The 17,073-nt window shown below is 69.3% G+C and carries 16 protein-coding genes, 1 pseudogene and 1 riboswitch; of the genes and pseudogenes, 8 read left to right on the top strand and 9 right to left on the bottom strand.

Translation table 11 applies throughout. The features are described 5' to 3' along the window. Positions 1-28: 28 nt before the first annotated feature. The 3 genes from BN118_RS18910 to BN118_RS18900 form a co-directional block, all read right to left on the bottom strand. A complete protein-coding gene (locus BN118_RS18910; RefSeq protein ID WP_014906130.1) occupies positions 29-1,123 on the bottom strand; it encodes a porin in 1,095 nt (364 codons plus the stop codon). A 257-nt stretch (positions 1,124-1,380) separates the two neighbouring features. Then, positions 1,381-1,740 (bottom strand): hypothetical protein, encoded by a 360-nt coding sequence (locus tag BN118_RS18905; protein WP_003814209.1) that lies wholly within the window; start codon positions 1,738-1,740, stop codon positions 1,381-1,383. A gap of 381 nt (positions 1,741-2,121) precedes the next feature. Beyond that, a complete protein-coding gene (locus BN118_RS18900) occupies positions 2,122-3,159 on the bottom strand; it encodes a sodium:calcium antiporter (protein WP_010931461.1) in 1,038 nt (345 codons plus the stop codon). Positions 3,160-3,202: 43 nt separating this feature from the next. After that, a riboswitch (yybP-ykoY riboswitch) is annotated at positions 3,203-3,396 on the bottom strand. A 79-nt stretch (positions 3,397-3,475) separates the two neighbouring features. Between BN118_RS18900 and BN118_RS18895 the strand changes: the two genes are divergently transcribed. Beyond that, complete coding sequence (locus BN118_RS18895) at positions 3,476-4,816, top strand: aminopeptidase P N-terminal domain-containing protein (RefSeq protein WP_010931462.1); 1,341 nt, start codon at positions 3,476-3,478, stop codon at positions 4,814-4,816. A 9-nt stretch (positions 4,817-4,825) separates the two neighbouring features. On the opposite strand, the gene BN118_RS18890 is transcribed toward BN118_RS18895, so the two are convergent. After that, a complete protein-coding gene (locus BN118_RS18890) occupies positions 4,826-5,278 on the bottom strand; it encodes a TM2 domain-containing protein (protein WP_010931463.1) in 453 nt (150 codons plus the stop codon). A 96-nt stretch (positions 5,279-5,374) separates the two neighbouring features. Here BN118_RS18890 and BN118_RS18885 point away from each other — a divergent pair, with 96 nt between their 5' ends. From BN118_RS18885 to ruvA, 6 genes are all read left to right on the top strand, one after another. Continuing rightward, positions 5,375-6,562: a UbiH/UbiF/VisC/COQ6 family ubiquinone biosynthesis hydroxylase gene (locus BN118_RS18885; protein ID WP_014906129.1), complete on the top strand. Its 1,188-nt coding sequence runs from the start codon at positions 5,375-5,377 to the stop codon at positions 6,560-6,562. Positions 6,563-6,627: 65 nt separating this feature from the next. Beyond that, on the top strand, positions 6,628-7,653 hold the full coding sequence (dusB, locus tag BN118_RS18880; protein ID WP_023995141.1) for a tRNA dihydrouridine synthase DusB: 1,026 nt from the start codon (positions 6,628-6,630) through the stop codon (positions 7,651-7,653). Between the two features lie 40 nt (positions 7,654-7,693). Then, positions 7,694-7,933, top strand: a complete 240-nt coding sequence (locus tag BN118_RS18875; protein ID WP_003814221.1) for a helix-turn-helix domain-containing protein — start codon at positions 7,694-7,696, stop codon at positions 7,931-7,933. Between the two features lie 69 nt (positions 7,934-8,002). Then, entirely contained in the window at positions 8,003-9,592 is a 1,590-nt protein-coding gene (purH, locus tag BN118_RS18870; RefSeq protein ID WP_014906128.1) for a bifunctional phosphoribosylaminoimidazolecarboxamide formyltransferase/IMP cyclohydrolase, read from the top strand. Then, positions 9,592-10,140 (top strand): crossover junction endodeoxyribonuclease RuvC, encoded by a 549-nt coding sequence (gene ruvC, locus BN118_RS18865; protein ID WP_010931465.1) that lies wholly within the window; start codon positions 9,592-9,594, stop codon positions 10,138-10,140. Before purH ends, ruvC begins: the two co-directional genes overlap by 1 nt. An 80-nt stretch (positions 10,141-10,220) precedes the next feature. Continuing rightward, positions 10,221-10,793, top strand: a complete 573-nt coding sequence (gene ruvA / locus BN118_RS18860) for a Holliday junction branch migration protein RuvA (RefSeq protein ID WP_003814226.1) — start codon at positions 10,221-10,223, stop codon at positions 10,791-10,793. An 18-nt stretch (positions 10,794-10,811) separates the two neighbouring features. Here the strand turns inward: ruvA and BN118_RS18855 are convergent, their stop codons facing one another. Then, positions 10,812-11,723 (bottom strand): complex I NDUFA9 subunit family protein, encoded by a 912-nt coding sequence (locus BN118_RS18855; RefSeq protein WP_010927008.1) that lies wholly within the window; start codon positions 11,721-11,723, stop codon positions 10,812-10,814. A 73-nt stretch (positions 11,724-11,796) separates the two neighbouring features. Beyond that, positions 11,797-12,765, bottom strand: coding sequence for a threo-3-hydroxy-L-aspartate ammonia-lyase (locus BN118_RS18850; RefSeq protein WP_003814230.1), 969 nt, complete (start codon positions 12,763-12,765; stop codon positions 11,797-11,799). A gap of 122 nt (positions 12,766-12,887) precedes the next feature. On the opposite strand from BN118_RS18850, the gene ruvB reads away from it, so the two are divergent. Beyond that, the gene (gene ruvB, locus BN118_RS18845) at positions 12,888-13,961 is read left to right on the top strand and encodes a Holliday junction branch migration DNA helicase RuvB (RefSeq protein WP_010931466.1); all 1,074 of its coding nucleotides are present in this window, start codon (positions 12,888-12,890) and stop codon (positions 13,959-13,961) included. 4 nt (positions 13,962-13,965) lie between these two features. Here ruvB and recQ read toward each other — a convergent pair whose 3' ends face one another. The 3 genes and pseudogenes from recQ to BN118_RS18830 all read right to left on the bottom strand — a co-directional run bounded on the left by recQ (position 13,966) and on the right by BN118_RS18830 (position 17,016). Continuing rightward, the gene (gene recQ / locus BN118_RS18840; RefSeq protein ID WP_010931467.1) at positions 13,966-15,786 is read right to left on the bottom strand and encodes a DNA helicase RecQ; all 1,821 of its coding nucleotides are present in this window, start codon (positions 15,784-15,786) and stop codon (positions 13,966-13,968) included. A 76-nt stretch (positions 15,787-15,862) separates the two neighbouring features. Continuing rightward, positions 15,863-16,069: pseudogene (locus BN118_RS18835) on the bottom strand (fimbrial protein); the annotation flags it as partial. Then, entirely contained in the window at positions 16,066-17,016 is a 951-nt protein-coding gene (locus BN118_RS18830; RefSeq protein ID WP_005012067.1) for an IS481-like element IS481 family transposase, read from the bottom strand. The pseudogene BN118_RS18835 and the gene BN118_RS18830, both read right to left, overlap by 4 nt. Between the last annotated feature and the right edge of the window lie 57 nt (positions 17,017-17,073).

Here is a 17,073-nt window from a genome sequence, read left to right as displayed (position 1 = left end):
TGACGACGCGCTGAAAGGCCGGGAATGCTCAGAAGCGCTGGGTCATTCCCACGCCAAACCGCGTGGCGCGGCCCACGTCGGAGGCGAAGGGGTCTTCCAGATCGTAGCCTTTCATATACCCGCCATAGGCATAAAGGCTGGTGCGCGCGGAAAGATCCTGGCGATAGCCCAGCGTCACGACATAGGCCTTGCTTGCCTGCTGGCCATTGGCCCAATGCCAGTCGGGGCGGGCCATGGAGCCCTGCACCAGCCATGCGCCATTGCCGTGCACGGGCACTTCCAGACCCAGCAGCCATGCATTGATGGCGCCACCATGGGCGAACGGCTCCGGGCCCAGGCCGATCTGGCCGCCACCGTTCAGGCCCACGAAACCGTTGCGCTGGCGCGACCAGGCTAGCGCCATCTTGAGCGCCTCGAAATCGTACGTGAAACCGGCCTGCAAGGCTTGCGGCGAGCGGCCGCCGGTTGCCGACGTGTCGTGGAGGTTGAGCTTGTCCCAGGTGAAGGCGGCCAGCAGCGGGCCATCCTCGTACTTGAGACCGGTGCTGAAAGCCGGGCTGCGGTCGAACCGCCCGGTGTCGCCGCTTTCGACGTCGAAGGCGTAGCCCACCCCCCATTGCCAGCCGGAGAACTCCGGCGACAGGTAATTGACCAGGTTGTTGACGCGATAGTTGTCGGACGCCTTGAACAGCGCCCCCATGCCCATGTCGCGCCACGAGGCGATTTCGAGCTGGCCCCCGTATTGCAGGCCGATGGACTGCTGGCGGCCCAGGCTCAATTCGCCAACGCCGGCGTGGCCCAGGCCGACCCAGGTGCCGTAGTCGAACAGCCGGGCGTCGTCGTTGCGGGTGCCGTTGGCGGCGTCGAAACCGCTTTCCAGGCCGAACGACGCCCGCCAGCCGCCGTCCAGCTCCTCGGTGCCGCGCAGGCCCCAGAGGTTGTCGGTCTGCCCCCCGCCGAGCACCTGCTGCCGCGTGCCCAGGCCGGACACGCGCGTGGTGGCCAGCCCCACGTCCACCACCCCATACAACTCGAGTTGGTTGGCGGCCCTTGCTGGCGCGACGGACCAGAAAACGCTGGAAGAGCCGGCCGCCATGGCGGCCACGACGAGAAGACGACGCATGCCTGGAACTCCCGAATCAAGGGTGAAAACAGGGTTCAGCCTAGCGCGCCGCGTCGTACCCGGAGGTTAGCCAAGAAGAAAAGCAGACTGGTCCGATGCCAAAACCCGCAAACATTCACCTGTCCCGGAGCCAAACCGCACGCGGAGATACAAGAATGGAAGAAAAGCGCCTAGACCGCCGGCGTGCGCGGCTGCGCCGGTATGGCGCCGGCCGCGCGGCGCGGCTGGAGGGAGGAAGCGCGCATGGCCCGCGCGGTTCAGGCCACGGCCTCGGCACAGGCGCGCGCGCCGGCTGGCTCGGCGGCGCCGAAGCGCAGCTGCTGTACCGCCGGGTTGGCGCTGAGGCGGCGCGCCTGCGACATCAGCTCGGCGCGCAGCTCGGGCGGGCAGCTGACCGTGATGCAGGCCGACGCCAGCTCGGCGTCGCGGCCGCTGTCGACCTGGAACTGGGCCACGCTCAGGCCGGCGGCCGAGAAATCCAGGCAGATCTGCTTGCGCACGGCGCCCAGCGCATCGCGCGGGCAGACGAAGGTAAGGCGGGAGGTGCCGCGGCGTTGGCTGAGCGCATGGGTGCGATCAACCCCGGCACGGCGCAGGAACAAGTCAAAGAAACGCATGTCGACCTCCGTTACTGAGCGGAATCGGACTGCGGATACGCGCGCACGCGACAACCACGCAGCAAAGGCGGCGCACGACGATACGCGCGCGGACTTACGCTGGCGGCAGGCGGCGGTTCTGGCGGATTTGGTGGGAAGGCCCGGCGCGCTGCGCGTCGGACATACCGCACCCTGCATGACAGGATGCGGCAGATGGGTGCTCTGCTTGCGTCCTGTCAGGCAATAGCGTCGATGCAAGATCGACTACTGTCGCCGGAATCGGTATTCACAGAACAACTCCAGGGGATATAAACACGTCGATTCTACTCGGGTTTCTACTAATAAACAACACTTTTGGGCCGCCGCCGCGCTGAAACGGCCAGCGTGGCGGCGTCATGCGGCTCAAGCGTAGAAATGCCAGCCCAGGTATCCCGCGAACAGGGCGTACAGGCCGCCCACCGCCGACAGCGCCGGCACGCTCATGGCGGCGCGCCGGAAGCGCAGCCACAGCAGCAGGATCGCCGCCAGGGTGAAGCCGCCGGCGGCGAGCAAGGGGGCGTCGAGCAGCCACGGCGTCAGGAAGATGCCCAGCGCGCTGGGAATGGTGGCCTGGATCATCATGGCGCTGGGAATGGTGGCCTGGATCATCATGGCGCCGGAAATATTGGCCAGTGCCAGGCGCTCCTTGCCCTGCCGCACCCAGATCAGGGCGTTCATGATTTCCGGCAGTTCCGTGGCCACCGGGGCAAGCAGCAGGGCCGCCACGTGCGGCGAGGCGCCCATGGCCAGGCCCAGCAGCTCGATCTGGCGCACGAACACGTGCGAAGCCAGCGCGATCACGGCCAGCGCCAGCACCGTCTGCGCACAGGCCCAGAACAGGCTGGGGCTGGGATCGCGCGGCCGCAGCTTGAGCGGCTCAAGGTCTTCGCAATCCAGGCACTCTTCCTCGCGGGTCAGTTCGCGCTTGACGTACAGTCCGTAGACCGCCAGGAACAGCAGGCCCAGCCAGGGCTTCCAGGCGAATGCCAGCAGGCCCAGCGCCACCTTGAACACGAACACGCCCATGAACCAGGCCTGGTCGCGCGCCAGGCGCCGCTGGTCGGCATTGATGGCGGCCTCCACCTGGCTGGAGCCGGCGCGGCGCGTGCGCGCCAGCGTCAGCCCCACCACGGCATAGGCCAGCGTCGCCAGCACCAGCGGTCCGCCCATCGCGGCGCCCACGCCGATATCCTTCTGCTCGGGCGTGGTGCCGAACACCACGGCCATGAACGTGACGGCGCTTTCCGGCAGCGCCGTGCCGAAGGCCGCCAGCACGGTGCCGGTCGCGGTGGCCCCGAGCTTGAAGCGGTGGCCGACCCATTCGACGCCGTTGACGAAGAACTCGCACGCGAAATAGATGATCGCGGCCGAGAGGAAGAACAACAGCAGGGTGATGAACATGATGACGCGGCCGGACGAGCAGATCCCAATGGCACGACGACGCGGCTCGCCCGGCAGGGTGAACGCATCGCGGCCAAAGGTCTCGCCGGGCTGCTGCGCGCGGATGATCCGTGCGTGCGGGCCGTCAGCGCCATGGGGTACGAAACCACCAAGTGTGTTGACGCTGACTCTCTGGAGCCGGCCTCTGTTCGGAGACGGATCCGGGGATAGAGATGGCTACTCCCCAATGACAGTGCGCGGATTGTAGCAGGCAATCTGCCTGGCCGGCGCGCGGGCGCGGTAAAGTAAAAAGCCCCGTATCCGAGCGCGCCACGCAATGAGCCTGCCTCCCGACGACATCGCCCCGTTTGCCGCGCGCCGCCGGCGCCTGATGGATCACATGCGCGCCGCGGGCGGCGGCATCGCCATCCTGCCCACCGCGCCGCAGGCCTTGCGCAATCGCGACGCCGAGTATCCGTACCGGCACGACAGCGATTTCTTCTACCTGACCGGCTTCACCGAGCCCGAGGCCTGGCTGGTGCTGGTCGCCGGCGCCACCGATCGCGCCCTGCTGTTCTGCCGCGACAAGCATCCCGAGCATGAGATCTGGGAAGGGTTCCGCTTCGGCCCCGAGGCGGCCGCGGCGCGCTTCGGTTTCGACGACGCCCACGGGATCGGCACGCTGGACGAACTGGTGCCCGCCCTGCTGCTGGACCAGCCCGCCCTGTGGACGCCCGTGGCGGCCAGCGCGGCGCTCGACGAGCGGGTGCGCAGCTGGCTGGCCGCGGCGCGCGCGCAGGGCCGCAGCGGCCGCCTGGCGCCGGCCGTGCTGCGCGACCCCGCCCCCGTCCTGGCCGGCATGCGGCTGGTCAAGGACGCCGCCGAGATCGCCGCCATGCGCCGCGCGGCCAAGATTTCGGCCGCCGCGCACCAGCGCGCGATGCGCGCGGCCCGTCCCGGCATGCGCGAGTATGAGCTGGAGGCCGAGCTGCTGTACGAATTCCGCCGCCAGGGCGCGCAATCGGTGGCGTACAACAGCATCGTGGCCGCCGGCGCCAATGCCTGCGTGCTGCACTACCCCGCCGGCGACGCCGAACTGCGCGACGGCGACCTGGTGCTGATCGACGCCGGTTGCGAATACGACAGCTACGCCGCCGACATTACCCGCACTTTCCCGGTCAACGGCCGGTTCAGCGGACCGCAGCGCGCGCTGTACGACCTGGTGGCGCACGCCCAGGAGGCGGCCGTGGCGGCCACCGGCCCGGGCCGCAGCTGGAACGACGGACACGAAGCGGCGGTACGCGTGCTGGCCCAGGGCATGCTGGACGAAAAACTGTTGACGGGATCGCTGGACGGGGTGCTGGAATCGGGCGCCTACAGCCGCTTCTACATGCATCGCACCGGGCATTGGCTGGGCCTGGACGTGCATGACGTGGGCGATTACCGCGGCGCCGGGCCGGCCGGCGCGCAACGCCCGTGGCGCATGCTCGAGCCGGGCATGATGCTGACGGTGGAGCCGGGCATCTACGTGCGCGCGGCCGACGACGTGCCGGCGCGCTTCTGGGATATCGGCATCCGGATCGAGGACGACGCCCTGGTGACCGAGGAAGGCTGCGAACTCATCACCCGCGGCGTGCCGGTGCAGGCGCGCGAGATCGAAGCCCTGATGCGCGAATAGCGGCGCGCCCTAGAACACGTAGCCGTCGAGCCAGCCCATGGCGACCCAGGTGTAGACCACGACCATCGCGACGGCGAACATCGACGCGATGGCGCCCACCAGCACACCGGATATTGCCACCAGCACCGGCCCCCAGCCGGTGCGCGAGACCTGCCCCAGCCCGGGGTTGTACAGGCGATCGAATTTCTCGTCGGGCATCAGGCTGAACACCACCCCTTCGATGAACCCGTCGATCATGGGAATGAACAGCAGGAAGAACGCCGGGTTGTCGTACCAGACCGGAAACCACTGGGTGGCCGCCAGGCACAGGATGGCCGCCAGGGTGACCATCCAGGCGCGGCGCCGCCCCAGATACCACCAGTGCGCGCCGATCCAGCCCAATGCGCAGGCCAGCAGGCCCAGGGCGATCTTGCTGCGCGGCCGGCGGGCGGCGCCGGGAACGGAAAGGTGTGCCTGCGTCATGTCGGATTGTGAGGAAATCGGAAAAGCGGCGCGTGCCGGACAGGGGCATTTTAGGGGCTGGCGCGGCCAAGGGAAGCCCCGGAGGGAACGGGTAGAATGCGCTGCATGACTCTGCCCGCCTACGATATCGCCATCCTGGGCGCCGGCCCGGTCGGCCGCGTGCTGGCCCTGCTGCTGGCGCGCCTGACGCCGCAGCCGCAGCCGCAGCGCATCGCCCTGCTGCAAGGCGGCGCGGGCCTGCCCCCGACGCCGGCGGGCACGCTCGGCCCGGCGGCCGACCCGCGCGTGCTGGCGCTGAACCACGGCAGCCGGGTGCTGCTGGAATCGCTGCGCGCCTGGCCGGCCCATGCCGCCGAGATCCGCCATATCCACGTTTCGCAGCGCGGCCGCCTCGGCCGCACGGTCATCGACCGCGAGGATTTCGACGTGCCGCAACTGGGCAATGTGGTCGCCTACGCGGCCCTGCATGCGCAGCTGGAACAGGCGGTGCAGGACTGCGGCGTTACGGTCTTGTCCGGCCCGCCTGCCCGCGTCGACGGCCAGGATGGCGAAGGCCTGACGGTGCGCCAGGGCGACGCCGCGCTGCATTGCCGGCTGGCCGTCCAGTGCGACGGCGCCGGGGGCAGCGACGTGCGGCGCGACTATGCCCAGCACGCGGTATTGACCAGCGCCCACGCCACGCTGCCGCGGTCCGGCTGGGCCTGGGAGCGCTTTACCAACGAAGGTCCTCTGGCCATGCTGCCGCACCCCCAGACGCCGGAGGCCTACTCGGTCGTATGGTGTTGCGCGCCGCCGCGCGCCCGGCGGCTGGCCGGCCTGGATGACGAGGCGTTCTCGCGCGAACTGACCGAAGCGTTCGGCACCCGGCTGGGGCGCCTGCGCAGCGCGGCGCCGCGCCACGTTTTCCCGCTGGAGCTCAAGGCGCGCCATGCGCAGGCGCACGGCCGCCTCGCCACGATAGGCAACGCCGCCCAGACGCTGCACCCGGTGGCCGGCCAGGGCCTCAACCTGGGGCTGCGCGACGCCGCGCAGCTGGCCCACGCCCTGCCCGACTGGCTGGCCGCCCCGCAGGCCGACCCATCCCCCCTGCTGGCCACCTTTGCCCGCGCCCGGCTGGCCGACCGCTGGGTGACCGCCGGCCTGACCGACCTGATGCCGCGCATTTTCGCCACCGGCCTGGCTCCGGTCGAACACGCCTGCGGACTGGCCCTGCTGGGGCTGGACATCGCCGCGCCATTGCGCGCGCCGCTGGCTCGCCATCTGTTGCAAGGCCTCAGGGTCTGACCCTGAAACAGGGCCCGCGCGATCTGGAAAAATGGGGATGGACGCAAGGCGGTTAAAATGTGCGCATGCGCATCGGTCCCTGGTCCCTTCCCAACAACGTTCTGGTCGCCCCGATGGCCGGGGTGACGGATCGTCCCTACCGCCAGCTCTGCAAGCGGCTGGGGGCGGGCTATGCGGTCTCGGAAATGGCCGCGAGCAACCCGCGGCTGTGGGACAGCGTCAAGACCTCGCGCCGCTTGAACCATGAGGGCGAGATAGACCCGATTTCGGTGCAGATCGCCGGCGCTGACCCCACGATGATGGCGGAAGCCGCCGCTTTCAATGTCGCCAAGGGCGCCCGCATCATCGACATCAACATGGGCTGCCCGGTCAAGAAGGTGTGCAACGTGGCGTCCGGCTCGGCGCTGCTGCGCCACGAAGACCTGATCGTCCGCATCCTGGAGGCCGTGGTGGCAGCCTGCGCGCCGCTGGGCGTGCCGGTGACGCTCAAGACCCGCACCGGCTGGGACCGCGAGCACCGCAACGCCTTGCGGGTGGGCCGCCTGGCCGAACAGGCGGGCATCGCCGCCCTGACCCTGCATGGCCGCACCCGCGCCGACCTGTACACCGGACAGGCCGAGTACGACACGATACGGGCCGTCAAGGCCGAACTGAAGATTCCCGTTATCGCCAACGGCGATATCGATTCGCCCGAGAAAGCGCGCCAGGTCCTGGATTACACTGGCGCCGACGCCGTCATGATCGGCCGGGCCGCGCAGGGGCGTCCCTGGATATTCCGGGAGATCGACCACTACCTGCGCACCGGCGCCAGGCTGGCGCCGCCGTCGTACGGCGAGATGCGCGACCTGCTGCTCGAACACCTAGACGACCACTACCGCTTCTATGGCGAACACACCGGCGTACGCACGGCGCGCAAGCACATAGGCTGGTACCTGGACGACCTGCCGGGCGCAGCCGCGTTCTGCGCCCGCATGAACCAGATCGACAACACGCGCGAGCAATGGCGCGCGGTGGCCGACTGGTTCGACACCATTTTGCGCGAGGGCCGCGACCAGCAGGCCTTTGTGGCGCAACCCCTGCTGGCGGCATGACCGCCAGTCACCACCAACATAAAAACACTCTGCACTCAAAATGAGCAAGAAAGATGTCCTGGAAGAATGCGTGCGCGCCAGCCTGGAGCGCTATTTCGAAGACTTGGGCGATTCCGAGCCCCACGACATGTGGGACATGGTGATGCGCTGCGTGGAGCGCCCGGTTCTCGAAGTGGCCCTGGAACGCTCCGGCGGCAACCAGTCGCGGGCATCGGAAATGCTCGGCATCACGCGCAACACCCTGCGCAAGAAGCTGCTGGCGCACAACATCCAGCCGTAGAACATCGCCCTTTTCCCGTATCCCGCGCCCTGCTCGCCCGCGACGGCGGCGCCCCACCTGCCTGCTGACATGAAAATCGAAACCGCCCTGCTCTCGGTGTCCGACAAGACCGGCATCGTCGAATTCGCCCGCGCCCTGACCGCTCGCGGCGTGCGCCTGCTGTCGACCGGAGGAACCGCCCGCCTGCTGTCCGAAGCCGGCCTGGCCGTCACCGAGGTCGCCCAGCACACCGGTTCGCCGGAAATCCTGGAAGGCCGCGTGAAGACGCTGCATCCCAAGATCCACGGCGGCCTGCTGGCGCGGCGCGACAGCGCCGAGCACATGGATACGATCGCCGCCTGCGGCATCGATCGCATCGATATGCTGGTGGTCAACCTGTATCCGTTTCGCGAAACCGTGGCCAAGCCCGACTGCACCTTCGCCGACGCCATCGAGAACATCGACATCGGCGGCCCGGCCATGCTGCGCGCCGCCGCCAAGAACCATGGCACCGACGCCGGCGGGGTGACGGTCGTGATCGATCCGGCCGACTACTCGCGCGTGCTGGCCCAGATGGACCAGGGCGGCAGCACCTCGTACGCGCTGCGCCTGGAGCTGGCGGCCAAGGTCTACAGCCATACCGCCGCCTACGACGGCGCCATCGCCGCCTACCTGACCAGCCTGGCCGAGGCCGCGCCGGCCCAGGACGCGGTGCCCGCGCGCAACGAATGGCCGGGCACCTTGACCATCCAGGTGCGCCAGGAGCAGGCGCTGCGCTACGGCGAGAACCCGCACCAGACCGCGGCGTTCTACGTCGACGCGCAGCGTCCGGCGGGCCTGCTGGGCAACTATCGCCAGCTGCAGGGCAAGGAGCTGTCGTACAACAACATCGCCGACGCGGACGCGACCTGGGAATGCGTGCGCAGCTTCGACAGCACCGCCTGCGTCATCGTCAAGCACGCCAACCCGTGCGGCGTGGCGATCGGCGACGGCACGCTGCACGTCTACCAGCAGGCCTTCAAGACCGACCCGACCTCGGCCTTCGGCGGCATCATCGCCTTCAACCGCCCGGTCGACGCCGCCACCGCCGAAGCGGTCAGCGGCCAGTTCCTGGAAGTGCTGCTGGCCCCCGCCTACGACGGCGCGGCGCTGGCCATCCTGGCGGCCAAGAAGAACGTACGCGTGCTGGAAGTGCCGGCCGGCCCGGGCCAGAATGCCTTCGACATCAAGCGCGTGGGCGGCGGCTGGCTGGTGCAGAGCCCGGACGCCTACAACGTGCCGCGCGACGCGCTGAAAGTGGTCAGCAAGCGCCAGCCCACCGAGCAGGAAATGAACGACCTGGCGTTTGCCTGGAAGGTCGCCAAGTACGTCAAGTCCAACGCCATCGTGTTCGTGGGCGGCGGCATGACGCTGGGCGTGGGCGCCGGCCAGATGAGCCGCATCGACTCGGCCCGCATCGCCTCGATCAAGGCCGAGAACGCGGGCCTGACCCTGCGCGGTTCGGCGGTCGCCTCGGACGCCTTCTTCCCCTTCCGCGACGGCCTGGACGTGGTGGTGGCGGCGGGCGCGACCTGCGTCATCCAGCCCGGCGGCAGCGTGCGCGACGACGAAGTGATCGCGGCGGCGGACGAGCATGGCATCGCCATGGTCCTGACCGGCACGCGCCACTTCCGCCACTGATGCGCGTACTCGGCATCGACCCCGGCCTGCGCCGCACCGGCTTTGGCGTCATCGATGCCGAGGGCATGCGCCTGCGCTACGTCGCCAGCGGGACCATCGTGGTCCCGCCGGCGCTGGCGCTGCCCGAACGCCTGAAGGTCATCCTCGACAACCTGCGCGAAGTCGCGCGCGAGACCCGGCCCGACGTCGCCGCGCTGGAAATCGTCTTTCTCAACACCAACCCGGCCTCCACGCTGCTGCTGGGACAGGCGCGCGGCGCGGCCCTGTGCGCGCTGGCCGACAGCGCGCTGGACGTGCACGAGTACACCGCGCTGCAGATCAAGAAAGCCGTCATGGGCACCGGCCGCGCGGCCAAGGAGCAGGTGCAGATGATGGTGCAGCGCCTGCTGTCGCTGGACGGCACGCCCGCGCCCGATTCGGCCGACGCGCTGGCCTGCGCCATTTGCCATGCCCACGTCGGCCCGCTGCACGACAAGCTGGACCGCCTGGGCACGGCCGCGCAACTGGGCAGCCGCCCGCGCCTGCGCAACGGCCGCCTGGTCGGCTGAGCGCGGCGCGGCGGCGCTGCGTATAGAATGCGGGCAAACGCCGCCGCCGTGGCGGCGCCCTCATCCTGGCCTGTCACCCCATGATCGGACGCATTACCGGAACCCTCATCGAGAAATCGCCGCCCGTCGTCTGTGTCGACGTCAACGGAGTGGGCTATGAAATCGATGTCCCCATGAGCACCCTGTATGCGCTGCCCGAGACCGGCGCGCGGGTCACCCTGTTCACCCACCTGGTGGTGCGCGAGGATGCGCAGCTGCTGTACGGGTTCGGCAGCAGCGCCGAGCGCAGCACGTTCCGCGAGCTGATCAAGGTGACCGGCATCGGCGCGCGCACCGCGCTGGCGGTCCTGTCGGGGCTCTCGGTGGCCGAGCTGTCGCAGGCCATCACGCTGCAGGAGACCGGGCGCCTGACGCGCGTGCCGGGCATCGGCAAGAAGACCGCGGAGCGCCTGCTGCTGGAGATGCGCGGCAAGCTGGGCGCGGACATCGGCGCCACCCCGCACGCGGCCAGCGGCCACCAGAGCGATATCCTCAACGCGCTGCTGGCGCTGGGCTACTCCGACAAGGAATCCCAGGCGGCGCTCAAGAAGCTGCCCGACGGGGTGGACGTGTCGGAAGGCATCCGCCTGGCGCTCAAGGCCCTGGTCCGCTAGGACCGGCGGGCCGCGCCCCTAGCGCCGCGCCAGGTAGGCCGGCGCGACCGCCTCCAGCGCGGCGGGCGGCGCGGCCAACCCCGAGGGCGCGGCGCCGCTGGCCACGTTGTCGCGCGTGAGCGAATCCAGGTTGTCGCGCGAGACCAGCGGATCGCCGGGCAGGCATTCGAACAACAGCGCCTGCATCCGGCCCAGCGCCATCGGCATTTCGCATACCGGCCGCGGGTGGCCGCTCCAGAGCGCGCACAAACGCACGATTTCACCCAGGGTGTAGACCTGCGGGCCGCACAGCTCGTAGATCTTGCCGGCCGTATGGCCGTTGGCCAGCGCCGCCATCATGGCGTCGGCCACGTCGCCCACATAGACCGGCTGCATGCGCGAACGCGCGCCGGCCAGCGGCAGGACGGGGAACAGGCGCGCCAGCCGCGCGAACATCCGGGTGAAGTTGTCGTCGGGACCGAACACCACCGAGGGCCGGAACAGCGTCCAGCCGCCCGTGGCGCCGAACACGCGCTGGATGGCGGCCTCGCCGTCGCCCTTGGAGCGCAGGTACATGCTGGGGCCGCCGCTGTCGGCGCCCAACGCGCTGACGTGCAACATGCGCGCCACGCCGTTGCGCACGCAGGCCTGGGCAATGCGCTCCGGCAACAGCACGTGCGCGCGGGCGAAGCCGGCGCCGTAGGGACGTCCGCGGCCCCCATGCAGCACGCCCACCAGGTTGACGACCGCATCGCACCGGTGCATGAGCCGGTCCAGCTCGGCGTCGTCGTGCACGTCCGCTTCGATCAGGGTGACCGTGGGCAGCACCTGCAGGTCCCGCCCCTTGTTGTAGCGGCGCGTCGGCACCAGGACCTTGTGCTCTTGCGCCGCCAGGCGCGCAACCAGATGACGGCCGATGAAGCCGGTTCCGCCGATGACAAGGATACGCATCGCGCAGCCCCCTGTAGCATCATTGTCGACCGGCCCATTCTGCCCTGCCCCGGGCGCGCCCGCAAGGGCGCGCTCAGTCGGCCAGCAGGCGCGCGTAGACCGGCAGGTCGACGTTGCCGCCGCTGATGATGACGCCGACGCGCTTGCCGGCCGCCTCGGGGATGAGTTTGCGCAACGCGGCGGTGGCGGCCAGGCAGCCGGTGGGTTCGACCACCATTTTCATGCGCTCGGCGAAGAACCTCATGCTTTGCACCAGTTCGGCATCGCTGACGGTCAGGATGTCCGCCACCTGCTGCTGGATGATGGCGAAGGTCAGCCGGCCCAGGTGCGTCGTGACCGCGCCGTCGGCGATCGACTTGGGGGCGGCGATGGTGACGATCTCGCCCTTGCGCAAGGATTGCTGGCCGTCGTTGCCGGCCGCCGGCTCGACGCCGTAGACGCGGCAGGCCGGGCTGAGGGCCCGCGCCGCCAGGGCCGAGCCCGCCAGCAGTCCGCCGCCGCCCAGGCACACGAACAGGAAGTCGAGTTCGCCGACCTCGTCGAACAGTTCCTTGGCGGCGGTCCCCTGCCCGGCGATCACGTCGGCGTGGTCATAGGGCGGGATCAGCGTGGCGCCGGTTTCTTCGTGCAAGCGGCGCGCGATGGCCTCGCGGTCCTCGCTGTAGCGGTCGTAGGTGACGACCCGGCCGCCGTAGCCCTCGGTGGCCGCGCGCTTGGCCGCCGGCGCGTCCTGCGGCATGATGATGGTGGCCTGCACGCCCTGCAGGCGCGCGGCCAGGGCGATGGCCTGGGCATGGTTGCCCGACGAAAATGTCACCACGCCGGCGCGGCGCTGTTCGGGCGTCAGGCGGGCGATGGCGTTGTAGCCGCCGCGGAACTTGAACGCCCCCATGCGCTGGAAGTTCTCGCACTTGAAAAAGACCTGCGCGCCGGCCATGGCGTCGGCGGTGGCCGAGGTCAGCACGGGCGTGCGATGGGCCACGCCAGCCAGCGTGGCGGCCGCCTGCTCGACGTCGGCGTAAGTGGGCAATTGGGGCTGCATGGGGGAATCCTCGATGGGCGGACTGCGATTGCCGCATCATATCGCTATCGCCGGCGCCCGGCGGGCGCAAGGCCTGCCCGGGTGGTGTACGATGCCTTTCGCGCACGCCCAGATCCGAATTTATGGCCATTCAGTCCGACTCGCTCTCTTCCCTGCCCGATTCTCCCCGCATTGTCGCGCCGCAACCGGTGTCGCCCAACGAGGAGTCGATCGAACGCGCCCTGCGGCCCAAGGCGCTGGAAGAATACGTCGGCCAGCAGCGCGCGCGCGAACAGCTGGAGATCTTCATCGCGGCCGCGCGCAAGCGCGGCGAGGCGCTCGACCATGTCCTGCTGTTCGGCCCGCCGGGCCTGGGCAAGACCACCCTGGCGCACATCATCGCGCACGAAATGGGCGTGCAGCTGCGCCAGACGTCCGGCCCCGTGCTGGAGCGCCCGGGCGACCTGGCGGCGCTGCTGACCAACCTGGAACGCAACGACGTCCTGTTCATCGACGAGATCCACCGCCTGTCGCCGGTGGTCGAGGAAATCCTCTATCCGGCGCTGGAAGACTTCCAGATCGACATCCTGATCGGCGAAGGCCCGGCCGCGCGCAGCGTCAAGCTGGACCTGCAACCCTTCACGCTGGTGGGCGCCACCACCCGCGCCGGCATGCTGACCAATCCGCTGCGCGACCGCTTCGGCATCGTGTCGCGGCTGGAGTTCTACAACACCGACGAACTGGCCCGCATCGTCACGCGCAGCGCCAGCCTGCTCAACGCCGACATCACCGCCGACGGCGCGCACGAAGTGGCGCGCCGCTCGCGCGGCACGCCGCGTATCGCCAACCGCCTGCTGCGGCGCGTGCGCGACTATGCGCAGGTCAAGTCTCACGGCGTGATCGACCAGGACGCCGCCGGCCGCGCGCTGGCCATGCTGGATGTGGACCCGCAGGGCCTGGATGTCATGGACCGCAAGCTGCTCGAAGCCATCGTGCACAAGTTCGACGGCGGCCCGGTCGGCGTGGACAGCCTGGCGGCGGCGATCGGCGAAGAGCGCGACACCATCGAAGACGTCATCGAGCCGTATCTGATCCAGCACGGCTACCTGCAGCGCACGCCGCGCGGCCGCACCGCCACGCTGACGACCTGGCGCCACCTGGGGCTGACCCCGCCGGCCGCGGCGAGCGGCGGCACGGGCGAGCTGTTCAGCAAGTAGGCCGCTACGGGCGCTGCACGCAGCGCAGGATTTCCTCGCCGTAGGCTTGCAGCTTGCGCGCCCCCACGCCGCTGATGTGGCTGAGATCGTCCAGCGACTCCGGCCGGGCCAGCGCGATCTCGCGCAGGGTGGCATCGTGGAAGATCACATAGGCCGGCACCCCGTTGCTCTTGGCAACCTCGCCGCGCCAGCTGCGCAGCGACTCGAACACCGGCTTGGCCTCGGCCGGCAGGTCGATGGGGTCGGGCCGCGCGCGGGCGCCCGCGCGCGAGCTGCGCGGCTTTTTCTCGGCCTCGCGGCGCAGCATGAGCTGATGCTCGCCCTTGAGCACGGCGCGGCTGCCCTCGGTCAGCGCCAGGGTGCCGAAACCCTCGTGATCGACCGCCAGCAGGCCCTGGGCCAGCAGCTGGCGCAGCACGCCGCGCCAGGCATTCTCGGACAGGTCGGCGCCCACGCCGAATACGCTCAGGGTTTCGTGGTCGTGCTGGCGCGTGCGGTCGGTGCTCTTGCCGCGCAGGATATCGATGATATGGCCGGCGCCGTAGCGCTGGCCGCGCTCCTTCCACAGGCGGTACACGGCCGACAGCACTTTCTGCGCGGCGACCGTGCCGTCCCAGGCCTGCGGCGGTTCGAGGCAGACGTCGCAGTTGCCGCAAGCCGTGATGGTCTGCCCGAAGTAAGCCAGCAGGCGCACGCGCCGGCATTCGACGGTTTCGCACAGGCCCAGCATGGCATCGAGCTGCTGGCCGAGCCGGCGCCGGTAGGCATCGTCGCCGGGCGACTCGTCGATCATGCGGCGTTGCTGCACCACGTCCTGCAGGCCATAGGCCAGCCACGCCGAGGCCGGCAGCCCGTCGCGGCCGGCCCGGCCGGTTTCCTGGTAGTAGCCTTCGACCGACTTGGGCAGGTCGATGTGCGCCACGAAACGCACGTCGGGCTTGTCGATGCCCATGCCGAAGGCGATGGTGGCCACCATGACGATGCCATCCTCGCGCAGGAAGCGCGCCTGGTTGGCGGCGCGCACCGCCGGGCTCAGACCGGCATGGTAGGGCAAGGCGTTGACGCCATTGGCGCACAGGAAGTCGGCGGTTTCCTCGACGCGGGCGCGCGACAGGCCGTACACCACGCCCGATTCGCCTTCGTGCTCGCTGCGGATGAGATCCAGCAGCTGGCGCCGCACTTCGTTCTTCTCGACGATGCGGTAGCGGATATTGGGACGGTCGAAGCTGGCCACGAAATGGCGGGCTTCGTCCAGGGCCAGGCGCTGCGCGATCTCGCTGCGCGTGGCCGCGGTGGCGGTGGCCGTCAGCGCGATGCGCGGCACCTCGGGCCAGCGCTCGTGCAGCATCGACAGCCCGAGGTATTCGGGCCGGAAATCATGCCCCCATTGCGAGACGCAGTGCGCCTCGTCGATGGCGAACAGGGCGATGCGCCCGCGCTCGAGCAATTGCAGGCAGCGGTCGGTCAGCAGGCGCTCCGGCGCCACGTAGAGCAGGTCCAGCTCGCCGGCCAGGAATGCCTGCTCGACCTCGCGCGCCACGCGCCAATCCTGGGTGGCATTGAGAAACGCGGCCCGCACCCCCAGTTCGGTCAGGGCGTCGACCTGGTCCTGCATCAGGGCGATCAGGGGGGAAACCACGATACCGGTGCCTTCGCGCACCAGCGCGGGCACCTGGTAGCACAACGACTTGCCGCCGCCGGTAGGCATCAGCACCAGCGCGTCGCCGCCGCCGATGACGTGCTCGACGATGGCTTGCTGGTCGCCACGGAAGGATTCGTAACCGAAAACGCGCGCAAGCACGCCCAGGGCGCGCGGGTCAGACATGGGTAGCAGGCAGATGCATCATGGCGGGGATTTTAAGCCCCAGCGCCGGCCTGTCCCTAATCGCCCCGGCCGCCGGCTAGAAACCCAGCCAGCGCCCGCGCATGAAGGCGTCCACCGGCATGCTGATATTGGCCCGCATTTCGTAGTCGCCGGAGATGACGTCGCGGTCCGCGCCCACCGCGAACTTCACGCTGGGCGCCAGCAGCATGCTGTGCTGCAGGCCGAAGCGCCGCTCGGTGACGCTGTCCACGCCCATGCCGCTGGCCTGGTAGGTGCCGCTTAGCTGTGAACTGTCAATAGGTTGTATTCGTCCAGGTTGAGTCTGGAGATGGGTACAGCGCGCCCGATGCCTTGGTGGGGTCGATGCCAGTTGTAGTGGTGTAGCCAGGATTTCATGGCATCGGCTCGGTGTTGGGAGTTCTGGTAGGTGTGAGCGTAAGCCCACTCACGCAAGGCCGACTGGATGAAGCGTTCGGCCTTGCCATTGGTCTGTGGGCGGTAAGGTCGGGTAAAGCGGTGCTTGATGCCCAGCTCATGGCACAGCGCGGCGAAGGCGCGGCTGCGAAAGGCCGAGCCATTGTCGGTGAGCAAGCGCTGGATGGTCACGCCCAGGCGCTGGTAGTAGGCCACTGCGTCCTTGAGGAACTGGACGGCGCTGGGGAAGCGCTCGTCGGGGTGGATGTCGGTGAAGGCCACGCGGGCGTGGTCATCGATGGCCACGAAGACGAAGTCCCAGCCGGCCCCCTCAACGGTATCGCGTCGGTTGCCCGTGACCCGGTGGCCAGGGCGCTGGATACGTCCCAGCTTCTTGATGTCGATGTGCAGCAGATCGCCGGGGGCCTGATGCTCGTAGCGCACCACCGGCTCGGCCGGCTCCAGGTCGGCCAGGTGCGACAGACCGGCGCGGGCCAGGACGCGGCTGACGGTGCTGGCTGACACGCCCAGCGCCTGGGCGATGCGCGCTTGGGTCAGCCGCTTGCGGCGCAGCTCCACGATAGCCAGCGCCTTGGCCGGCGCAATCGCTCGGGGCGAGACCGTCGGGCGCGAGGACGCATCGGCCAAGCCCGCCTGGCCCTGAGCCAGGAAGCGGCCCAGCCATTTGCGCACAGTCGGCGCGGTGACCCCATAGGCGCGGGCCGCTTCAGGCACACAAACTTGATGGGCGATCAATTGCTGGACCATTTCGAGTCGACGTAGGAAGGTCAATCGGGCATGCTTATGGGTGTTCATCCGGCCGGGCTCCTTGAGTGAACTGGGGGGGTGGCGATTTCCAGTTTCTCAAATCCG

The organism is Bordetella pertussis 18323 (assembly GCF_000306945.1).
Lineage (GTDB): Bacteria > Pseudomonadota > Gammaproteobacteria > Burkholderiales > Burkholderiaceae_B > Bordetella > Bordetella pertussis.
Note: the sequence above shows the minus strand (reverse complement) of the source record. Positions and strands in the feature narration are given on the sequence as shown.

Bases quoted from the DNA above. Each gene is read 5' to 3' on its own strand.
- BN118_RS18910 (WP_014906130.1), bottom strand. From the start codon at position 1,123: ATGCGTCGTCTTCTCGTCGTGGCCGCCATGGCGGCCGGCTCTTCCAGC.
- BN118_RS18905 (WP_003814209.1), bottom strand. From the start codon at position 1,740: ATGCGTTTCTTTGACTTGTTCCTGCGCCGTGCCGGGGTTGATCGCACC.
- BN118_RS18900 (WP_010931461.1), bottom strand. From the start codon at position 3,159: ATGTTCATCACCCTGCTGTTGTTCTTCCTCTCGGCCGCGATCATCTAT.
- BN118_RS18895 (WP_010931462.1), top strand. From the start codon at position 3,476: ATGAGCCTGCCTCCCGACGACATCGCCCCGTTTGCCGCGCGCCGCCGG.
- BN118_RS18890 (WP_010931463.1), bottom strand. From the start codon at position 5,278: ATGACGCAGGCACACCTTTCCGTTCCCGGCGCCGCCCGCCGGCCGCGC.
- BN118_RS18885 (WP_014906129.1), top strand. From the start codon at position 5,375: ATGCGCTGCATGACTCTGCCCGCCTACGATATCGCCATCCTGGGCGCC.
- dusB (WP_023995141.1), top strand. From the start codon at position 6,628: ATGCGCATCGGTCCCTGGTCCCTTCCCAACAACGTTCTGGTCGCCCCG.
- BN118_RS18875 (WP_003814221.1), top strand. From the start codon at position 7,694: ATGAGCAAGAAAGATGTCCTGGAAGAATGCGTGCGCGCCAGCCTGGAG.
- purH (WP_014906128.1), top strand. From the start codon at position 8,003: ATGAAAATCGAAACCGCCCTGCTCTCGGTGTCCGACAAGACCGGCATC.
- ruvC (WP_010931465.1), top strand. From the start codon at position 9,592: ATGCGCGTACTCGGCATCGACCCCGGCCTGCGCCGCACCGGCTTTGGC.
- ruvA (WP_003814226.1), top strand. From the start codon at position 10,221: ATGATCGGACGCATTACCGGAACCCTCATCGAGAAATCGCCGCCCGTC.
- BN118_RS18855 (WP_010927008.1), bottom strand. From the start codon at position 11,723: ATGCGTATCCTTGTCATCGGCGGAACCGGCTTCATCGGCCGTCATCTG.
- BN118_RS18850 (WP_003814230.1), bottom strand. From the start codon at position 12,765: ATGCAGCCCCAATTGCCCACTTACGCCGACGTCGAGCAGGCGGCCGCC.
- ruvB (WP_010931466.1), top strand. From the start codon at position 12,888: ATGGCCATTCAGTCCGACTCGCTCTCTTCCCTGCCCGATTCTCCCCGC.
- recQ (WP_010931467.1), bottom strand. From the start codon at position 15,786: ATGTCTGACCCGCGCGCCCTGGGCGTGCTTGCGCGCGTTTTCGGTTAC.
- BN118_RS18830 (WP_005012067.1), bottom strand. From the start codon at position 17,016: ATGAACACCCATAAGCATGCCCGATTGACCTTCCTACGTCGACTCGAA.